20 protein-coding genes are annotated in these 18,981 nt (G+C 53.1%); 14 read left to right on the forward strand and 6 right to left on the reverse strand.

Annotation, left to right across the window (positions count from 1 at the left end):
- Positions 1-37: 37 nt before the first annotated feature.
- The 9 genes from thpR (at position 38) to panD (ending at position 7,261) form a co-directional block, all read left to right on the forward strand.
- Complete coding sequence (gene thpR, locus ABIB59_RS21460) at positions 38-568, forward strand: RNA 2',3'-cyclic phosphodiesterase (RefSeq protein WP_039078413.1); 531 nt, start codon at positions 38-40, stop codon at positions 566-568.
- 12 nt (positions 569-580) lie between these two features.
- Positions 581-1,285: a DNA/RNA nuclease SfsA gene (gene sfsA / locus ABIB59_RS21465; RefSeq protein WP_039078412.1), complete on the forward strand. Its 705-nt coding sequence runs from the start codon at positions 581-583 to the stop codon at positions 1,283-1,285.
- Between the two features lie 180 nt (positions 1,286-1,465).
- Positions 1,466-1,921 (forward strand): RNA polymerase-binding protein DksA, encoded by a 456-nt coding sequence (gene dksA, locus ABIB59_RS21470; protein ID WP_001155227.1) that lies wholly within the window; start codon positions 1,466-1,468, stop codon positions 1,919-1,921.
- A 126-nt stretch (positions 1,922-2,047) separates the two neighbouring features.
- Entirely contained in the window at positions 2,048-2,944 is an 897-nt protein-coding gene (gene gluQRS, locus ABIB59_RS21475) for a tRNA glutamyl-Q(34) synthetase GluQRS (RefSeq protein ID WP_039078411.1), read from the forward strand.
- A gap of 69 nt (positions 2,945-3,013) precedes the next feature.
- On the forward strand, positions 3,014-4,411 hold the full coding sequence (gene pcnB / locus ABIB59_RS21480) for a polynucleotide adenylyltransferase PcnB (protein WP_222557120.1): 1,398 nt from the start codon (positions 3,014-3,016) through the stop codon (positions 4,409-4,411).
- A 68-nt stretch (positions 4,412-4,479) separates the two neighbouring features.
- Entirely contained in the window at positions 4,480-4,965 is a 486-nt protein-coding gene (folK, locus tag ABIB59_RS21485) for a 2-amino-4-hydroxy-6-hydroxymethyldihydropteridine diphosphokinase (RefSeq protein WP_039078409.1), read from the forward strand.
- Positions 4,966-5,082: 117 nt separating this feature from the next.
- A complete protein-coding gene (gene panB / locus ABIB59_RS21490; protein WP_039078408.1) occupies positions 5,083-5,874 on the forward strand; it encodes a 3-methyl-2-oxobutanoate hydroxymethyltransferase in 792 nt (263 codons plus the stop codon).
- An 11-nt stretch (positions 5,875-5,885) separates the two neighbouring features.
- Positions 5,886-6,740, forward strand: a complete 855-nt coding sequence (gene panC / locus ABIB59_RS21495) for a pantoate--beta-alanine ligase (protein ID WP_039078407.1) — start codon at positions 5,886-5,888, stop codon at positions 6,738-6,740.
- 140 nt (positions 6,741-6,880) lie between these two features.
- Entirely contained in the window at positions 6,881-7,261 is a 381-nt protein-coding gene (panD, locus tag ABIB59_RS21500) for an aspartate 1-decarboxylase (protein ID WP_039078406.1), read from the forward strand.
- Positions 7,262-7,421: 160 nt separating this feature from the next.
- Here the strand turns inward: panD and ABIB59_RS21505 are convergent, their stop codons facing one another.
- The 4 genes from ABIB59_RS21505 to ABIB59_RS21520 form a co-directional block, all read right to left on the reverse strand.
- Positions 7,422-8,666 carry a polysaccharide deacetylase family protein gene (locus ABIB59_RS21505; protein WP_354036983.1) on the reverse strand — a complete coding sequence of 415 codons (1,245 nt, stop codon included), beginning with the start codon at positions 8,664-8,666 and terminating at the stop codon, positions 7,422-7,424.
- Positions 8,667-8,729: 63 nt separating this feature from the next.
- Entirely contained in the window at positions 8,730-9,170 is a 441-nt protein-coding gene (locus ABIB59_RS21510) for a PTS sugar transporter subunit IIA (protein WP_039078404.1), read from the reverse strand.
- A 118-nt stretch (positions 9,171-9,288) separates the two neighbouring features.
- Positions 9,289-10,059 (reverse strand): ABC transporter permease, encoded by a 771-nt coding sequence (locus ABIB59_RS21515; protein WP_039078403.1) that lies wholly within the window; start codon positions 10,057-10,059, stop codon positions 9,289-9,291.
- A complete protein-coding gene (locus tag ABIB59_RS21520) occupies positions 10,056-10,982 on the reverse strand; it encodes an ABC transporter ATP-binding protein (protein ID WP_039078402.1) in 927 nt (308 codons plus the stop codon). The genes ABIB59_RS21515 and ABIB59_RS21520 overlap by 4 nt, the downstream gene beginning before the upstream one ends.
- A gap of 106 nt (positions 10,983-11,088) precedes the next feature.
- On the opposite strand from ABIB59_RS21520, the gene can reads away from it, so the two are divergent.
- Positions 11,089-11,751 carry a carbonate dehydratase gene (gene can, locus ABIB59_RS21525; RefSeq protein ID WP_039078401.1) on the forward strand — a complete coding sequence of 221 codons (663 nt, stop codon included), beginning with the start codon at positions 11,089-11,091 and terminating at the stop codon, positions 11,749-11,751.
- 73 nt (positions 11,752-11,824) lie between these two features.
- Here the strand turns inward: can and hpt are convergent, their stop codons facing one another.
- On the reverse strand, positions 11,825-12,361 hold the full coding sequence (gene hpt / locus ABIB59_RS21530) for a hypoxanthine phosphoribosyltransferase (protein ID WP_039078400.1): 537 nt from the start codon (positions 12,359-12,361) through the stop codon (positions 11,825-11,827).
- A gap of 207 nt (positions 12,362-12,568) precedes the next feature.
- Between hpt and ABIB59_RS21535 the strand changes: the two genes are divergently transcribed.
- On the forward strand, positions 12,569-14,956 hold the full coding sequence (locus ABIB59_RS21535) for a glucose/quinate/shikimate family membrane-bound PQQ-dependent dehydrogenase (RefSeq protein ID WP_354036987.1): 2,388 nt from the start codon (positions 12,569-12,571) through the stop codon (positions 14,954-14,956).
- A gap of 115 nt (positions 14,957-15,071) precedes the next feature.
- Here ABIB59_RS21535 and cueO read toward each other — a convergent pair whose 3' ends face one another.
- Positions 15,072-16,655, reverse strand: coding sequence for a multicopper oxidase CueO (cueO, locus tag ABIB59_RS21540; RefSeq protein WP_354036989.1), 1,584 nt, complete (start codon positions 16,653-16,655; stop codon positions 15,072-15,074).
- A 155-nt stretch (positions 16,656-16,810) separates the two neighbouring features.
- Between cueO and ABIB59_RS21545 the strand changes: the two genes are divergently transcribed.
- The 3 genes from ABIB59_RS21545 (at position 16,811) to speD (ending at position 18,930) form a co-directional block, all read left to right on the forward strand.
- Positions 16,811-17,158, forward strand: a complete 348-nt coding sequence (locus ABIB59_RS21545; protein WP_039078397.1) for a YacC family pilotin-like protein — start codon at positions 16,811-16,813, stop codon at positions 17,156-17,158.
- A gap of 96 nt (positions 17,159-17,254) precedes the next feature.
- Entirely contained in the window at positions 17,255-18,121 is an 867-nt protein-coding gene (gene speE / locus ABIB59_RS21550) for a polyamine aminopropyltransferase (RefSeq protein ID WP_039078396.1), read from the forward strand.
- Between the two features lie 14 nt (positions 18,122-18,135).
- Positions 18,136-18,930, forward strand: coding sequence for an adenosylmethionine decarboxylase (speD, locus tag ABIB59_RS21555; RefSeq protein WP_039078395.1), 795 nt, complete (start codon positions 18,136-18,138; stop codon positions 18,928-18,930).
- Positions 18,931-18,981 lie beyond the last annotated feature (51 nt).

The raw sequence follows: 18,981 nt of genomic DNA on the forward strand, positions 1-18,981 counted from the left end.
TTGTAGCATCGCGACAAATCCTAACTGAGTGCCTGCCATGTCTGAATCGAAAAGGCTGTTTTTTGCCATCGAATTGCCCGACGCCACCCGACAGGAGGTGGTGCGCTGGCGGGCGGAACATTTCCCGCAGGATGCCGGGCGACCGGTTGCGGCAGCAAACTTACATCTGACACTGGCGTTTTTGGGGGAAGTGAGCGCGGAAAAACAACGGGCGCTGGAAACGCTGGCCGGGCGCATTCGTCAGCCAGGCTTTACGTTACAACTCGATGATGCCGGGCAATGGTTGCGTTCGCGCGTCGTCTGGCTTGGCTGTCGCCAGTCGCCACGCGGGCTGTTGCAACTGGCGGATATGCTGCGCGCTCAGGCTGCACGCAGCGGATGCTGGCAAAGTCCAACGCCGTTTCATCCTCATATCACCCTGCTACGCGATGCCAGTCATGCGGTCACGATACCGCCGCCGGGTTTTCACTGGACTTTTCCTGTAACAGAATTTGTCTTATATGAATCGCAGTTTGCCGGAGGACGTCTGCGCTACACGGCGTTAAACCGCTGGACGCTAAAAACATAAAAAGGATATGTCATGGAATTTTCTCCGCCCCTCCGATCCGCCACGCTTATTCAGCGCTATAAGCGGTTTCTTGCCGATGTGATCACGCCAGAAGGCGAAACATTGACAATCCATTGTCCCAATACCGGCGCAATGACCGGTTGCGCCACGCCTGGCGACACGGTTTGGTATTCCACATCAGAAAATACTAAACGCAAATATCCGCATACCTGGGAATTAACGCAAACCCAACAGGGCGCTTTTATTTGCGTTAATACGCTTCGCGCTAATACGTTAACGAAAGAAGCAATACAGCAAAACCGTTTGCCAGGACTGTCGGGTTACAGTGCACTGAAAAGTGAAGTGAAATATGGTGCCGAAGGCAGCAGAATTGATTTTCTGTTACAGGCGGATGGCCGACGCAACTGCTATATTGAAGTGAAATCAGTAACGCTCGCCGAGCGGGAATGCGGTTTTTTCCCTGATGCAGTTACGCTACGCGGACAAAAGCATCTGCGTGAGTTAATGAGCGTAGCGGCCAGCGGCGACCGCGCGGTTATTCTGTTTGCCGTGCTGCATTCAGCCGTTGAACATTTTTCTCCAGCGCGCCATATTGATGAGAAATACGCACGATTGTTAAAGGAAGCACAAGGTCAGGGAGTAGAAATTCTGGCGGTAAAAGCGGAACTTTCTGCTACAAATATGACTCTGAGATTGCCGCTGCCTTTCACAATATAGGGCAGCGATTGACTAAATTGACTAATAAGTGTTCTGGTCGCGTGCGCAAATACGCTTTTCCTCACAGGCTTGTCAAGTGTTACGTTTAGATATTTGCCATCCGGAAAAGCATCTGCTATTTATAGCGGCCTGATTTTCCCCCAACACGGGGATCGATAGTGCGTGTTAAGGAGAAGCAACATGCAAGAAGGGCAAAACCGTAAAACATCGTCCCTGAGTATTCTCGCCATCGCTGGGGTGGAGCCGTATCAAGAGAAACCGGGCGAAGAGTATATGAATGAAGCCCAGCTGGCGCACTTCAGGCGTATTCTTGAAGCGTGGCGTAATCAACTCAGGGATGAAGTCGATCGCACCGTCACCCATATGCAGGATGAAGCAGCTAACTTCCCGGACCCGGTAGACCGTGCCGCACAGGAAGAAGAGTTCAGCCTCGAACTGCGTAACCGTGACCGCGAGCGTAAACTGATCAAAAAGATCGAGAAAACGCTGAAAAAAGTTGAAGACGAAGATTTCGGCTACTGCGAATCCTGCGGTGTTGAAATCGGCATTCGCCGCCTGGAAGCGCGTCCCACCGCTGACCTGTGCATCGATTGCAAAACACTGGCGGAAATTCGCGAAAAACAGATGGCGGGTTAATTCGCCTCTGACCGACAGCCGGTCAACCCCTCAGACGGCGCAGCGCTGATTCCAGCCTGCGCCTTCAAATCAGGCTGTGCTATAGTCGGGGAAAATTTCCCGTATTGTCGGCGTTTCCTGTCTTTTATGTCTGACTCTCACTATATTGGGCGCTTTGCGCCGTCACCGTCCGGTGAACTCCATTTTGGCTCGCTCATTGCTGCACTTGGCAGCTACCTGCAGGCGCGCGCGCAGCAGGGTACCTGGCGAGTGCGTATCGAAGACATTGATCCCCCGCGTGAAGTTCCCGGTGCCGCAGACACCATCTTGCGCCAGCTTGAGCATTACGGCCTGCACTGGGATGGCGATGTACTCTGGCAATCACAACGTCATGAGGCCTACCGCGACGCGCTGGCCTGGCTTCGTACTCGTGGGCTGAGTTACTACTGTACCTGTACGCGGGCGCGCATTCAGAGCGTGGGCGGCACCTATGACGGCCACTGCCGTAGCGCTAATAATGGCCCGGAAAATGCGGCTGTACGTCTGGTGCAGCAACATCCGGTGCTCCATTTTCACGACAGGCTACGCGGCGAACTCTATGCGGATGAAAAACTGGCGCGCGAGGATTTTATTATCCACCGCCGGGATGGCCTGTTTGCCTATAACCTCGCCGTCGTGGTTGACGACCATTTTCAGGGCATCACGGAAATTGTGCGCGGCGCAGATTTAATTGAACCCACGGTCAGGCAAATTTCGCTCTACCGACAATTTGGCTGGCCAGTGCCACAGTATGTCCATCTGCCGCTGGCGCTCAATGCGCAAGGGAATAAACTCTCCAAGCAAAACCATGCGCCAGCCTTGCCCGGTGGCGATCCGCGCCCCATAATAATCAGGGCGTTACAATTCTTAAACCAGAGCGCAACAAATGAGTGGCAGGATCTCAGCGTCGACGATTTGTTGAAAAATGCGGTGGCAAACTGGACGCTCGCTAACGTGCCCATTGCAGTGGATGTGAATACGGCATTCTCAAACGCCTCGCGCTGAGCTATGATTAGCCGCTATTTTTTTGTCCTTATTTTTTTGTCCTGACGTTTGACACTACCGAGGTGCACTATTTTTACCCGAGTCGCTAATTTTTGCCGTAAGGTGCTAAGTCGCGAAGAGAGCATGGTCGTTGAGGCTAGCGTCCAACCTCAGATGACGGTTATCCCGCGTGAACAGCACGCTATTTCTCGCAAAGATATCAGTGAAAATGCGCTCAAAGTCCTCTACCGCCTGAACAAAGCCGGTTACGAGGCTTATCTCGTCGGTGGTGGCGTGCGTGATTTATTGCTGGGCAAAAAACCAAAAGATTTCGACGTCACGACGAACGCCACGCCGGACCAGGTGCGTAAATTATTCCGCAACTGCCGCCTGGTGGGTCGCCGTTTCCGCCTGGCCCACGTCATGTTCGGGCCGGAAATCATTGAAGTCGCCACCTTTCGCGGCCATCACGAAGATACCGAAGCCGACCGCACCACGTCTCAGCGTGGCCAGAATGGCATGTTGCTGCGCGACAATATTTTCGGTTCTATCGAAGAAGATGCTCAGCGTCGCGATTTCACCATTAACAGCCTTTATTACAGCGTTGCTGACTTCACCGTGCGTGATTATGTCGGCGGCATGCGCGATCTGGATGAGGGCGTCATTCGCCTGATTGGCAACCCGGAAACCCGCTATCGCGAAGACCCGGTACGTATGCTGCGCGCGGTGCGTTTCGCCGCCAAGCTGGGTATGAACATCAGCGCTGAAACGGCCGAACCGATTCCTCGTCTGGCCGCCCTGATTAATGACGTCCCCCCTGCGCGCCTGTTTGAAGAGTCGCTGAAATTATTGCAAGCGGGCTATGGTTTCGATACCTACATGCTGCTGCGCGAATACAACCTCTTCCAGCCTCTGTTTCCTACCATCAGTCGCTTCTTCACCGAAAACGGTGACAGCCCGATGGAACGCATCATTGCGCAGGTGCTGAAAAACACCGATACCCGCCTTCACAACGATATGCGGGTTAACCCGGCGTTTTTGTTTGCGGCTATGTTCTGGTATCCGCTGCTGGAAACCGCGCAGCGCATTACTCAGGAAGGCGGTCTGGCATATTACGACGCCTTTGCGCTTGCCATGAACGATGTGCTGGATGAAGCCTGCCGTTCACTGGCCATCCCGAAACGCATCACCTCGCTGATTCGCGATATCTGGCAGCTACAACTGCGTATGTCCCGTCGTCAGGGTAAACGCGCGTGGAAACTGATGGAGCATCCGAAATTCCGCGCAGCCTACGATCTGCTGGCCCTGCGTGCCGAGGTTGAAAACAACGGCGAACTGCAGCGGCTGGTGAAATGGTGGGGAGAATTTCAGGTTTCCGCACCGCCTGAGCAGAAAGATATGCTTGACGACCTGGGCGATGAACCCGCCGTTCGCCGTCGCCATCGCCGCCCGCGCAAACGCGCGCCGCGCCGTGAAGGCAGCGCATAATGTTATCCCTTTCAGGCCTGCCACGCGCAGGCCTGATGCTATAGAGAATGAAAAACGCAGGAGCCTGTATGTCCCCGACCCTTTGCTATATCGCCATCGGCAGTAATCTCGCATCGCCTCTGGAGCAGGTAAAGGCAGCGCTGGACGCCATTGGGGAGATCCCGCAAAGCCGCGTGGTCACCGTCTCCTCGTTCTACCGCACGCCTCCGCTTGGCCCGCAGGATCAGCCTGACTATCTCAACGCCGCCGTCGCGCTGGAAACGACCCTTGAGGCCGAAGCGCTGCTTGACCACACCCAGCGCATTGAACTGCAGCAAGGGCGCGTGCGTAAAGCCGAGCGCTGGGGGCCACGCACGCTGGACCTGGATATCATGCTGTTTGGCGATCAGGTTATTCAGACGCCGCGTCTCACCGTTCCCCATTACGACATGAAAAATCGCGGCTTTATGCTGTGGCCGTTATTTGAAATTGCCCCTGCCCTGCGATTCCCTGATGGTATGACGCTGAGCGCCGCCCTCACAGAATGCGCAGCGGACAAACCTGCCTTGTGGTAAAACGCTTTTCTGGCGCTTCTGATGTGATCGGTGTTAAACGATTGCCTAAAATCATTGTTCACCTGAATGTTGCTGTTAGAATGCGCCAGAATTCGTTTTTAGCCATCAGGAAACGTTATGAAACCCACCACCATCTCCTGGCTGCTTAAGTGCAAACAGGAAAAAAAACGCTTCGCTACCATCACAGCCTACGATTACAGCTTCGCTAAACTGTTCGCCGAAGAAGGCATCAATGTGATGTTGGTTGGCGACTCGTTAGGGATGACGGTACAAGGTCATGATTCCACCCTGCCCGTGACGGTAGACGACATTGCCTATCACACGCGCGCGGTGCGCCGTGGCGCCCCTCATTGTTTGCTACTGGCCGACCTGCCGTTTATGGCGTATTCCACACCGGAGCAGGCCTTTGAAAACGCCGCCGCCGTGATGCGCGCCGGGGCCAATATGGTAAAAATCGAAGGCGGTCGCTGGTTGAGTGATACGGTGAAAATGCTCACCGAACGCGCTGTACCGGTGTGCGGGCACCTGGGGTTAACGCCGCAGTCCGTAAATATCTTCGGTGGCTACAAAGTTCAGGGGCGCGGCGATGCCGGACAAACGCTACTGGACGACGCGCTGGCGCTGGAAGCCGCTGGTGCGCAGTTGCTGGTGCTGGAGTGTGTGCCGGTTGAGCTGGCAAAGCGTGTCACGGACGCGCTGACCATTCCGGTCATTGGTATCGGCGCAGGTAACGTCACAGACGGCCAGATTCTGGTGATGCACGACGCGTTCGGCATTACCGGTGGTCATATCCCCAAATTTGCAAAAAACTTTCTGAGCGAGGCAGGCGACATGCGCGTTGCCGTGCGCCAGTATATTGCCGACGTTGAGTCCGGGGTCTATCCGGGCGAAGAACACAGTTTCCATTAAGGAGTGCCGTTGTGTTGATTATCGAAACCCTGCCGTTACTGCGCCAGCATATTCGAAGAGCGCGTCAGGAAGGAAAACGCATTGCGCTGGTGCCAACGATGGGCAACCTGCACGATGGTCATATGACGCTGGTTGAGGAAGCCAAAGCCCGCGCGGATGTGGTCGTGGTGAGCATTTTCGTCAACCCCATGCAGTTTGACCGCGCCGACGATCTGGCTCGCTACCCGCGCACCCTGCAGGAAGATTGCGAAAAGCTCAATAAACGGAAAGTGGATTTTGTTTTCGCCCCTGTGCCAAATGATATTTATCCGCAGGGCACGGACACGCAAACCTATGTGGATGTGCCAGGTATCTCCACCATGCTTGAAGGCGCAAGCCGCCCGGGGCATTTCCGTGGTGTTTCCACCATCGTCAGCAAGCTCTTTAACCTGGTCCAGCCAGATATCGCCTGCTTTGGCGAAAAGGACTACCAGCAGTTGCAGCTCATTCGCAAAATGGTTGCCGATATGGGCTATGACATTGAGATTGTCGGGGTTCCGACCGTGCGTGCTAAAGACGGTCTGGCGCTCAGTTCCCGTAACGGCTATCTCACCGCCGATCAACGCAAAATCGCACCGGCTCTGAGCAAAACCATGAACGCGATGGCCGCAAAACTGAGCGCAGGCGATCGCAATCTCGAAGAGATCATTGCCCTGGCGGAACAGGAACTTAACGACAGCGGCTTTCGCGCAGATGACATCCAGATCCGCGATGCAGACACGCTTCTGGAGCTGGCGCAGACCAGCAAACGCGCGGTGATTTTGATGGCCGCCTGGCTGGGTCAGGCGCGTCTCATCGACAATAAAGTGGTTGATCTCCCCCTGTAGACAGGGGTTAAAAAACGGGCAATACTGGCCTGTTATCGGCCTGGTCTGGCGCTGTCGCCGGGCCGGGAAAGTCTGGCCGGGCAGCCGAATGCCACCCGGCGATATACCTGTATTTCGTTACGCCATTAAAGGTAGAAGTTATGATTCGCACGATGCTGCAAGGCAAGCTCCACCGCGTCAAAGTGACACAGGCCGACCTGCACTATGAAGGTTCCTGCGCGATTGACCAGGATTTCCTTGAGGCGGCTGGTATCCTGGAATACGAAGCCATCGATATTTACAACGTCACCAACGGTAAGCGCTTTTCCACCTATGCCATTGCCGGTGAACGTGGCTCCCGCATCATTTCAGTTAACGGTGCGGCGGCGCACTGTGCTGACGTTGGCGACATCCTGATTATCGCAAGCTACGTCACCATGCCGGATGAGCAGGCGCGTAGTTGGCAGCCGAAAGTCGCCTACTTTGACGGCGACAACGAGATGAAACGCACGGCAAAAGCGGTTCCGGTACAAGTTGCCTGAATGGCATGGCCGACTCATTAATCAGGCATAATGGGCGTTATTGATGCAGACAGTTTGAACACGGACAGCGCGTAGTCACCGGAGCGTACACACAGTACGTGAGGATGACGAGCACTGTCCTGGTTCAAAACGGCAAATAAAATAGCCCATTTTGCCTGATTTATCCCTGAGGTTGATTACTTATTAACCTCGACATATCCTCCAGCGAATCCGTCTTTAAGATATACAACCGTTTCAGTAAGTACGGATTATCCCCAGGCTTTACCTTCCCTCGCACCGTGGTCAGCGCAAGATGGAATCCTGCATCCTTCGCCGCAGCCAACGCTTTGTCATCATAGCCGCCGAACGGGTACGCCAGATACCATATGTGCTGGTTGAACTGCGAAAGCGCGCGGCGTGAATGCTTAAAATCCATCAGGATATTGTCATAACTGCGACTTAGCAGGATCGGATGCCCAGCATCATCGGTGCGATGCAGGAAATGAGTATGTGACTGAAAATCAAAGACATGCGAAATTTGCTCCAGTTCAGAGATGCTCATGAACTGCAGGGATTTTGGATCCCAGAGCTGCGGTTTGCGCTTAATACGCGACGAAATAATAAAAGCGGTCGCCCTGAAACCGTTCTGCTTCAACACCGGATACGCATAACGACTGACCGATTTCAGTCCGTCATCAAAGGTGAGCACCACTGAACGGGCAGGAAGGTTCATCGCGTTACGTATATAACCTTCCAGTTGATACATGCTTAACGTGGTATAACCCTGGTCATGCAGCCAGCTCATCTGGTTGGTGAAAGCGCGAAGAGAGGTGGTCGTCGAGGTATGACGAAACCGCGTGTTCTCCTCGTCTTCCAGAATATGATGGTAGGTGAGCACCGGAATACCGTTATCTTCCTGCGCATCCAGGCTACTGATCCACGCCAGACGTTCGCCAATGCGAATCTGATACCAGGTCTGGTTGAGTCTGTCTTTTAGCTTGCTGATGATGGGGTAGCGCAGATTCCCGGCCAGAATACCCAATTGTTCACTGGTATTGTCCGCCTCGTTATACATCGGTGTATCACGCCAGGTGATCAAATTTTGATTACTCAGGGGCTTATTGAGGTCGCCAAGGCTATCCTGAACCTTCTCACTGCCACGAACCGTTCCCAGATGCCCTTTATCTATCCACGCTTTGCCGAAGCCGAAGCGAAATTCGTAATAGTCTTCCGCCCCTGGCACAACCGCCAGAATTTGTCCGGCGCGGATATTGCCAACAGTCATAACATTGTTACCAATCTGCGCCCATATGTCGGCATCTTCCGTAATTTGCATATAGCGAGCAGGGTCGGGATTTTGACTAACGAGACGTGCAGAAACGCTACATGACACCAGCAAGAACAAAATGAGGAGAAAACGAGGCATGCACCTAACCAGGCTAAAAATAATTTAGGTTATTGTAGGAAAAAGAAAAATGAATACCAACGTTTATTTTTCATACAAATCATGTAACAACACAAACGGCGGATTTTTCTGTTGCTGATGCCAGAGACTGCTGACCACCGGCGCGCCAGCGCCCACAATCTGCTCACGAAAATCGGCACTGCTACATACTTCACGCAGCGGATACATTGCTTCCAGTAACTCAGCATCAACGCCGGATATCACTTCACAATGCTCATGCTTGTGGCTCATGAGCGAGGCGGCACGGTAAGGTGCAGCCCCGGAAATATCGGTCAAAAAAACCACGCCATCACCGGAATCCGTTTCATGCAACGCATCACAAATCATGCGGCTGAGCATATTGGTGCTAAGCCCGTGGCGAAAGTTGACCGCTCTACATTGTTTAAGCGGACCAAACCGGCTCTCCAGACTGTCCAGCATCTCCTGCGCCAGTTCACCATGGCACGTAATGACCCATCCCAGCATACCTATCTCCTTAGCAGACTTGCAGTTTAGCCAGGTGACCATCAGCCGTCGGTGACAGATATCATAGATTAAAAGGGCAATGAGAACCCGGCGACGAACGCCGCCGGGTAAGTGGCGATTAACTGCGCAGACCGCGTCCGCGCTGAATTAAATACCAGCACAATATATAAAAAGCGATGATAAACACCGCCAAAACCGCCACAGTGGTGAAAAGCGGCACATCGGTAATACCGAGGAAACCAAAGCGGAAACCGCTAATCATGTAAACAATGGGGTTGAGATGAGACAGCGCCTGCCAGAAGGGCGGTAGCAACGTCAGCGAATAGAACACCCCACCGAGATAGGTCAGCGGTGTCAGGACAAATGTTGGGATCAGGCTGATGTCATCAAAGGTTGTCGCAAAAACGGCATTCAGCAGACCCGCCAGCGAGAACAATACCGCGGTCAACAGCAGCGTTAACGCAACAAAAACCCACGAGTGGACCTGAAAAGGCACGAAAAACAGCGACACGGCCGTCACCAGCACCCCGACACATAAACCGCGCGCCACGCCGCCACCCACATACCCTGCGATAATCACATGTGTGGGCACCGGGGCGACCAGCAGCTCTTCAATATTGCGTTGAAACTTGGCGCTGAAAAATGATGACGCCACGTTTGCATAGGCATTAGTGATCACCGCCATCATGATCAGGCCTGGCACGATGAATTGCATATAGGTAAAGCCGTGCATTTCACCGATACGTGAGCCAATCAAATTACCAAAGATAATAAAATAGAGGGTCATGGTAATCACCGGCGGCACCAGCGTCTGTACCCAAATACGCATAAACCGTTGAATTTCTTTATGCCAGATACTTTTCAATGCCACCCAATAAAGCTGCATCATGCGTGCTCTCCTTTTTTCTCATGCACCAGCGTGACGAACAGCTCTTCCAGACGGTTAGCCTTGTTGCGCATACTCAAGACCTGTACGCCCTGCGCGCTAAGCTGGCTGAACACGCTATTTATCCCCTGCTCACGCAACACTTCGACCTCCAGGGTCGACGTATCCACCAGCCGATACTGGTAACCTTCCAGCTTCGGTAACGGGCTTTTCGTTGCCAGATCGAGGATAAAGGTTTCCGATTTTAGCTTCGCCAACAATGACTTCATGGAGGTGTTTTCAATCAGCTCACCGCTCTGAATAATGCCAATGTTGCGACACAGCATCTCGGCTTCTTCCAGATAATGGGTAGTCAGAATGATGGTGGTGCCTTTGTCGTTGAGATCTTTCAGAAAGCCCCACATAGAACGACGCAGTTCGATATCCACCCCGGCCGTAGGTTCATCAAGGATCAGCAGCTTCGGCTCATGCATCAGGGCGCGGGCAATCATCAAACGACGCTTCATCCCGCCCGATAACATACGCGCTCGTTCGTTGCGTTTTTCCCACAGATCGAGCTGGTTCAGGTATTTTTCGCTACGCTCCAGCGCCTCTTTACGCTCAACGCCGTAGTAACCTGCCTGGTTAACCACAATCTGCTGTACGGTTTCAAACGGGTTAAAATTGAACTCCTGCGGCACAAGACCGAGCTGCCGTTTGGCGTTAACGATATCTTTTTGCAGGTCGTAGCCGAAGACACTCACGCGTCCGGACGTTTTATTTACCAGAGAACTGATGATACCTATGGTGGTCGATTTTCCTGCGCCGTTTGGTCCCAGTAACGCGTAAAAATCCCCAGCTTCTACTTTAAGATCAATACCACGTAGCGCATGAACGCCGCCCGGGTAGGTTTTTTTAAGCTGCTCAAGCTCCAGTGCAATGGTCATGAATTTTCACTTACCTTATTCTTACACTCGATGTGTGGTTTAAAAAACGTGGGAGTTGACCTATATTAGCGCAACGCACTTATTTGGTTACAGGTCGTTAACTTCCATGAAAGACATAGATACACTCATCAGCAACAATGCACTATGGTCAAAAATGCTGGTGGAAGAGGATCCCGGCTTTTTCGAAAAACTGGCGCAAGCGCAGAAACCGCGTTTTCTATGGATTGGATGTTCTGACAGTCGCGTTCCCGCAGAACGCCTTACCGGCCTTGAGCCAGGCGAACTGTTTGTTCACCGTAACGTTGCCAACCTGGTTATTCATACCGACCTGAACTGCCTTTCTGTGGTTCAGTACGCGGTCGATGTACTGGAAGTTGAGCATATCATCATCTGCGGCCACTACGGCTGTGGTGGTGTGCAGGCGGCGGTGGAAAACCCGGAACTGGGGCTGATTAACAACTGGCTGCTGCACATTCGCGATATCTGGTTCAAGCATAGTTCGTTGCTTGGCGAGATGCCGCAGGAGCGCCGCCTTGATACCCTTTGCGAGCTGAACGTGATGGAGCAGGTGTATAACCTGGGTCACTCCACCATTATGCAATCTGCCTGGAAACGTGGACAAAAAGTCACGATTCACGGTTGGGCGTATGGCATCCACGATGGTTTACTGCGTGACCTGGAAGTCACCGCAACGAACCGCGAAAGCCTGGAACAGCGCTACCGTCAGGGCGTCTCGAACCTCAGCAAGAAACACATCAACCACAGATAATCTTGCCTTCCCGGCAGCATGATGCCAGCCGGGATAACGCATCAGGCCGGGCTAAAGCCCGGCTTTTTTATGCTTACTCGTCCAGCATCACCACTTTGCCGACATACGGCAGGTGGCGATAACGTTGCGCATAATCGATACCGTAGCCCACCACGAATTCATCAGGGATCGAGAAGCCGACAAATTCCACATCAACCGGCACTTCTCGGCGCGACGGTTTATCGAGCAGGGTGCAAATAGAGAGAGACTTCGGCTCGCGCAGGCTGAGAATTTCGCGCACTTTAGAGAGCGTATTGCCGGAATCGATAATATCTTCAACGATCAGAACGTCTTTACCGCGAATATCTTCATCCAGATCTTTGAGGATTTTAACATCGCGGGTCGAAGACATGCCGCTGCCATAGCTGGAGGCGGTCATAAAATCGACTTCGTGCGGTACCTGCACTTCACGGCAAAGGTCCGCCATGAACATAAATGAGCCGCGCAGCAGGCCCACCAGCACCATTTCACTGCCACTGTCCTGATAACGTTCTGTGATTTGACGACCCAATTCGGCGATACGCGCTTTGATCTCCGCTTCCGGGATCATCACTTCAACAATATGTTTCATTTTAAATAACCATATGATTTAAATACTAAATCACTCAATAACCCGCGTTTTGCTTTGGTTATTGAAGCGCAAGGCGTGCAGTATACCAGCAAACGCATTTCCGATGCTTATCTGTCGATAAAGCTCATTTTGTGATGACGATCACACTTGTTAAATCCTATAATTAGTTGCTACTAAAACATTAATGAATTTGATGAGTGTCTTTTTATGGCTGAAACAAAAACGCAACGCTCAGGTATCCTTGTGATACTGACCGCGCTGTTCGCAGCATTCTGCGGACTGTACTTACTGATCGGCGGAGTATGGCTGGTCTCTCTTGGTGGTTCCTGGTACTACCCTATTGCCGGGGTGGTAATGCTTGGCGTCACTGCACTGCTCTGGCGGCGTAAGCAGTCAGCATTATGGCTGTATGCCGCGTTGCTGCTGGCGACCATGATCTGGGGCGTGTGGGAAGTGGGCTTCGACTTTTGGGCGCTCACGCCTCGCAGCGATATCCTGGTCTTCTTCGGTACCTGGCTTATTCTGCCTTTCGTCTGGCGCAGACTGATTTTCCCTTCCGGTGGTGCGGTTGCCGCACTGGTGGTTGCGCTGCTGATTAGCGGCGGCATTCTCACCTGGGCGGGCTTTAATGACCCGCAAGAAGTGAACGGTACGCTGAATGCGGATGCCACGCCGGCTGCCCCGATTTCTCAGGTTGCTGACGGCGACTGGCCAGCTTATGGCCGCAACCAGGAAGGTCAGCGTTTTTCACCGCTCAAACAGATCAATGCGGATAACGTTAAGAACCTGAAAGAAGCCTGGGTGTTTCGTACCGGAGACCTGAAACTGCCAACAGACCCGGGTGAACTGACCAACGAAGTGACGCCGATTAAAGTGGGTGACACGCTTTATCTGTGTACCGCTCACCAGCGCCTGTTCGCTCTGGACGCCTCGACCGGTAAAGAGAAATGGCACTTTGACCCGCAGTTAAATGCCAACCAGTCCTTCCAGCATGTCACTTGTCGCGGTGTTTCTTATCATGAAGCACGTGCAGAAAACGCCAGCCCGGATGTTGTCGCGGATTGCCCGCGTCGCATTATGCTGCCGGTTAACGATGGCCGCCTGTTTGCCATCAACGCCGACAACGGCAAACTGTGCGAAACCTTTGCCAACAAAGGTATTCTGAATCTGCAGACCAATATGCCGGACACCACGCCAGGTCTGTATGAACCTACCTCACCGCCGATCATCACCGATAAGGTGATTGTGATTGCCGGTTCGGTAACGGACAACTTCTCTACCCGTGAAACCTCCGGTGTTATTCGTGGTTTTGACGTGAATACCGGCAAGTTGCTCTGGGCTTTTGATCCAGGCGCGAAAGATCCCAACGCTATTCCGTCTGACCAACACAGCTTTACGTTCAACTCGCCCAACTCGTGGGCGCCAGCCGCCTATGATGCGAAGCTGGACCTGGTCTATCTGCCAATGGGTGTGACTACCCCGGATATCTGGGGCGGCTACCGCACGCCGGAGCAGGAACGCTATGCCAGCTCTATCGTGGCGCTGAACGCCACTACCGGTAAACTGGCGTGGAGTTACCAGACCGTTCACCACGATCTGTGGGATATGGATATGCCGTCCCAGCCGACGCTGGCAGACATCACGGTTAACGGCAAAACAGTTCCGGTGATTTACGCCCCGGCGAAAACCGGCAACATCTTCGTGCTGGATCGCAGCAACGGTAAGCTGGTTGTCCCGGCACCGGAAAAACCGGTTCCGCAGGGTGCGGCCAAAGGCGATTACGTCACCAAAACTCAGCCGTTCTCAGATCTGAGCTTCCGTCCGAAGAAAGATCTCAGCGGGGCGGATATGTGGGGCGCGACCATGTTCGACCAACTGGTCTGCCGTGTGATGTTCCATCAGTTGCGCTATGAAGGCATCTTCACTCCGCCATCTGAGCAAGGCACACTGGTGTTCCCGGGTAACCTGGGGATGTTCGAATGGGGGGGTATCTCCGTTGATCCGAACCGCCAGGTCGCGATCGCCAACCCGATGGCCCTGCCGTTTGTCTCTAAACTGATCCCACGCGGTCCGGGCAACCCGATGGAGCAGCCGAAAGATGCGAAAGGTAGCGGTACAGAGGCGGGGATTCAGCCGCAGTATGGCGTGCCGTTCGGCGTAACCCTGAATCCGTTCCTCTCTCCGTTTGGCCTGCCGTGTAAGCAGCCAGCATGGGGTTATATTTCCGCGCTGGATTTGAAAACCAACCAGGTAGTGTGGAAAAAACGTATTGGTACGCCGCAGGACAGCATGCCGTTCCCGATGCCCGTTCCGGTGCCGTTCAATATGGGGATGCCGATGCTAGGCGGCCCAATCTCTACTGCCGGTAATGTGCTGTTCATTGCTGCAACCGCAGATAATTACCTGCGTGCGTACAATATGAGCAACGGCGAGAAACTGTGGCAGGGCCGTTTGCCAGCAGGTGGCCAGGCAACGCCGATGACCTATGAAGTGAATGGCAAGCAGTACGTTGTCATCTCTGCGGGTGGTCACGGTTCGTTTGGTACGAAGATGGGTGACTATATTGTTGCCTACGCCCTGCCGGACGAGAAGTAAGGCACCGTCCCCTCAGACTGCACAAGGTAAAAGCAAAAAGGCAACGCAAGTTGCCTTTTTTAATGCCTGCTCCCGGTATGAACCGGGAACATGGGTAACACTTTTTACCGTAAACCTACACCGTAAATCCAAGCATCATGCCCGTATCTTCATGCTCAAGCAGATGGCAGTGTGCCATATAGGCATACTCCTTCGGCGCATCATGCGCAAAGCGGACCAACACTTCGCTTTTCGCCCCTTCAACGCTGACAATATCTTTCCAGCCTGCGCGATGTGCGGCAGGCGGCTTACCGTTTTCTGACAGAATGCGGAACTGTGTGCCGTGAATATGGAACGGATGCAGCATCATATCGCCTTCCCCAGAAATGACCCAGCGCTCCCAGGTATCTTTCTGCGCGGCAAACGCAGGCACTTGCATATCGAACGCCTTGCCGTTGATTCGATTGGCGCTATGGAACGCCATCCCGCCATCGCCGTGATTCATCTGCCCCATGTCGCCATGGTTCATTCCGCCATGATTCATCTGCATCTGACCATGGTTCATATTGCCATGCTGCATCCCCATCCCTGCCATTGCGGCATCGCCGTATTTTTGCTGCAGAGCCTGCATCCCCATCATGTCCAGCATGGGATCCATGGAGAGCTGCAAAGTCCGCTGTGTTAATCCATCCAGCGCTGGCAGCCCGGGCAGCGTCGCCAGTGTATCGGGTAAAATGCCAGATGCGGTTACCACCACGGGTTGAATACGCAACAGCGGATAGGGCTTATCAAAAGGCGCCACCGTCATACCCACTTGCTGTACGGGCAACGTGACCAGATCGAAGACTTTATTATCCCGGGTCTCCACCAGCACCTCAAAGCGCTCACCCGGCAACATGGCCAGCTCGCTGACTTTCACTGGCGCATTCAACAAGCCACCGTCGCTGGCAATAACGTACAACGGGCGATTATCGCTGGCAGCCACGTTGAGCGAGCGAGCGTTACAACCATTGAGTAAGCGTAAACGCAGCCAGCCACGAGGTGCCGCATGCTGTGGATAAACCGCACCGTTCGTCAGTAACGTATCGCCAAACCACCCAACCGCCGCGCTCATCACATCCAGTTGATAGTCAATCTGCCCGTCAGCGGTAAAACGTTTGTCCTGCATGATGACCGGAATATCATCAATGCCCCACTGTTGCGGCAGGCGTAGCTTTCGGCTGTTATCATCTTCAATCAGTAACAGCCCGGCCAGCCCCATCGCCACCTGATGGCCGGTTTTCCCATGTTGATGGGGGTGAAACCAGCAGGTTGATGCAGGCTGATTCGGGGTAAACGAGACCGTACGGCTATCGCCGGGCTTAATCACGCCCTGCGGCCCGCCGTCAACGTCGCCCGGCACTTCCAGACCGTGCCAGTGTAAGGTTGTCTCTTCCGCCAGCGCATTGCGAATGGATACGTTAACGGTTTTCCCCTGACGCAATTGAATCGCCGGCCCCAGCAGGCTGCCGTTATAACCCCAGGTTGTCGCCTGTTTGCCCGCAAACGTTGATGACCCTGCCTGAACCGTAAGTTGAATATGGTTTTGTGCATCGGCGCTCACTAACGGGGGAATCGGTAGCGCAGGCCTTTCCGCCGCCAGCAAAGAACGACTCCAGAGCGGCAGTGCACTCGCCACGCTCAGCGCAGCAGAGTATTTCAAAAAATCACGACGTTGCATGTCCCTTTCCTTACGGTTATCAGCCCGAAATTTGAGCATAAACCCTCCCCTTGCCGGAAGGTCAAGAAAAGTGGCTGTAATCGGACAATAATAAATATCGTCGCCTCGCCAACAGTGTGCTAACGTTTAATTTCCGTTATGCCGTGGTAGAAATAATGAAGACGCTTTTCAGAACAATTTTATTCGGCAGCCTGCTGGCTGTCTCCGCTAATAGCTACGCCCTGAATGAATCCGAAGCGGAAGATATGGCCGACCTTACGGCTGTGTTTGTTTTTCTGAAAAATGACTGCGGTTATAATAACTTACCTAATGGTCAGATTCGCCGGGCGCTGGTTTTCTTCGCACAGCAGAACAAGTGGGATCTGAGCAATTACGACTCCTGGGATATGAAATCGCTCGGTGAAGCAAGCTATCGCGACCTGAGCGGCATCCGCATTCCTACCGCCAAAAAATGCAAAGCGCTGGCACGAGATTCGCTCAGCCTGCTCGCCTACGTGAAATAAGTTATTTCCAGCGGGGGACGCTGACCGTGCATCCACGGTCAGAGTTAGCTATGATGTTGCGCCTGTTTTGAGCAGGTGTTAACAAAGGAGCAACCTATGGCCGATAACACGTTGTGGCACGAAACGCTGCACGATCAGTTTGGGCAATACTTTGCCGTTGATAAGGTGCTGTACCACGAGAAAACCGGGCACCAGGACCTCATCATTTTCGAAAACGCCGCTTTTGGCCGCGTAATGGCGCTTGATGGCGTGGTGCAAACCACCGAACGCGACGAATTTATCTATCATGAAATGATGACTCATGTTCCGCTGCTCGCCCATGGCCGCGCGAAACATGTGTTGATTATCGGCGGCGGTGATGGCGCTATGCTGCGTGAAGTCAGCCGCCATAAAAACATCGAGACCATTACCATGGTCGAAATTGATGCCGGCGTCGTCTCTTTCTGCCGTCAGTACCTGCCAAAACACAACGCTGGCGCTTACGATGATCCCCGTTTCCAGTTGGTTATCGATGATGGCGTAAACTTTGTAACGCAAACCACACAAACGTTTGACGTGATCATTTCCGACTGTACCGATCCGGTCGGTCCCGGCGAAAGTCTGTTTACCTCGGCGTTTTACGAAGGCTGCAAACGTTGCCTGAATCCCGGCGGGATCTTTGTGGCACAGAATGGCGTCTGCTTCTTGCAACAGGATGAAGCGCTGGACAGCCACCGTAAGCTCGGTCATTACTTTGCCGATGTCGGTTTTTACCAGGCAGCCATTCCCACCTATTACGGTGGCATTATGACCTTCGCCTGGGCGACAGATAATGAAGCGCTACGTCACCTTTCCAGCGAAATTATTCAGGCGCGTTTCCACAATGCAGGCCTGACGTGCCGTTATTACAATCCGGCCATTCATACGGCGGCATTTGCTCTGCCACAATATCTGCAAGACGCACTCTCTTCACAGTCGTCCTAAGGAGAGATACGAAATTGAAAAAACTCAAACTGCATGGCTTTAACAACCTGACCAAGAGCCTGAGTTTTTGTATTTACGATATCTGCTATGCCAAGACGGAAGCAGAGCGTGACGGGTATATCGCTTATATCGATGAACTCTATAACGCCAATCGTCTGACAGAAATCCTGACGGAAACCTGCAATATCATTGGCGCCAATATTCTTAATATCGCCCGTCAGGATTATGAGCCGCAGGGTGCGAGCGTGACTATTCTGGTCAGCGAAGAACCGGTAGACCCGCAGCTTATAGATAAAACCGAGCACCCCGGCCCGCTACCGGAAGCCGTGGTCGCCCATCTCGATAAGAGCCATATCTGTGTGCATACCTATCCGGAAAGCCACCCGGAAGGTGGGTTGTGCACTTTCCGCGCGGATATAGAAGTGTCGACCTGCGGGGTGATTTCGCCGCTGAAAGCGCTGAATTATCTGATTCACCAGCTTGAGTCGGACATTGTGACGATCGATTATCGCGTGCGTGGCTTTACCCGTGACGTGAACGGCATGAAGCACTTTATCGATCACGAGATCAATTCCATTCAGAATTTTCTGTCAGAGGATATGAAGTCTCTGTATGACATGGTGGATGTGAATGTTTACCAGGAAAACATTTTCCACACCAAGATGTTGCTAAAAGAATTCGATCTTAAGCACTACATGTTCCATACCAGGCCAGAAGAGCTGACCGCGCAGGAACGCAAAGAGATTACAGAAGCCTTATGGAAAGAGATGCGTGAGATTTACTACGGTCGCAACATTCCGGCCGTGTGATCTACAACGGAGCAAGGATGCTCCGGTCTGTTTGCCAGAGCGCATCGCTCA

The organism is Citrobacter sp. UYEF32 (assembly GCF_040546205.1).
Classification (GTDB): Bacteria; Pseudomonadota; Gammaproteobacteria; order Enterobacterales; family Enterobacteriaceae; genus Phytobacter; species Phytobacter diazotrophicus.

Coding starts and splice junctions, on each gene's coding strand:
- thpR (WP_039078413.1), top strand. CDS start 38: ATGTCTGAATCGAAAAGGCTGTTTTTTGCCATCGAATTGCCCGACGCC.
- sfsA (WP_039078412.1), top strand. CDS start 581: ATGGAATTTTCTCCGCCCCTCCGATCCGCCACGCTTATTCAGCGCTAT.
- dksA (WP_001155227.1), top strand. CDS start 1,466: ATGCAAGAAGGGCAAAACCGTAAAACATCGTCCCTGAGTATTCTCGCC.
- gluQRS (WP_039078411.1), top strand. CDS start 2,048: ATGTCTGACTCTCACTATATTGGGCGCTTTGCGCCGTCACCGTCCGGT.
- folK (WP_039078409.1), top strand. CDS start 4,480: ATGTCCCCGACCCTTTGCTATATCGCCATCGGCAGTAATCTCGCATCG.
- panB (WP_039078408.1), top strand. CDS start 5,083: ATGAAACCCACCACCATCTCCTGGCTGCTTAAGTGCAAACAGGAAAAA.
- panD (WP_039078406.1), top strand. CDS start 6,881: ATGATTCGCACGATGCTGCAAGGCAAGCTCCACCGCGTCAAAGTGACA.
- ABIB59_RS21505 (WP_354036983.1), bottom strand. CDS start 8,666: ATGCCTCGTTTTCTCCTCATTTTGTTCTTGCTGGTGTCATGTAGCGTT.
- ABIB59_RS21510 (WP_039078404.1), bottom strand. CDS start 9,170: ATGCTGGGATGGGTCATTACGTGCCATGGTGAACTGGCGCAGGAGATG.
- ABIB59_RS21515 (WP_039078403.1), bottom strand. CDS start 10,059: ATGATGCAGCTTTATTGGGTGGCATTGAAAAGTATCTGGCATAAAGAA.
- ABIB59_RS21520 (WP_039078402.1), bottom strand. CDS start 10,982: ATGACCATTGCACTGGAGCTTGAGCAGCTTAAAAAAACCTACCCGGGC.
- can (WP_039078401.1), top strand. CDS start 11,089: ATGAAAGACATAGATACACTCATCAGCAACAATGCACTATGGTCAAAA.
- hpt (WP_039078400.1), bottom strand. CDS start 12,361: ATGAAACATATTGTTGAAGTGATGATCCCGGAAGCGGAGATCAAAGCG.
- ABIB59_RS21535 (WP_354036987.1), top strand. CDS start 12,569: ATGGCTGAAACAAAAACGCAACGCTCAGGTATCCTTGTGATACTGACC.
- cueO (WP_354036989.1), bottom strand. CDS start 16,655: ATGCAACGTCGTGATTTTTTGAAATACTCTGCTGCGCTGAGCGTGGCG.
- ABIB59_RS21545 (WP_039078397.1), top strand. CDS start 16,811: ATGAAGACGCTTTTCAGAACAATTTTATTCGGCAGCCTGCTGGCTGTC.
- speE (WP_039078396.1), top strand. CDS start 17,255: ATGGCCGATAACACGTTGTGGCACGAAACGCTGCACGATCAGTTTGGG.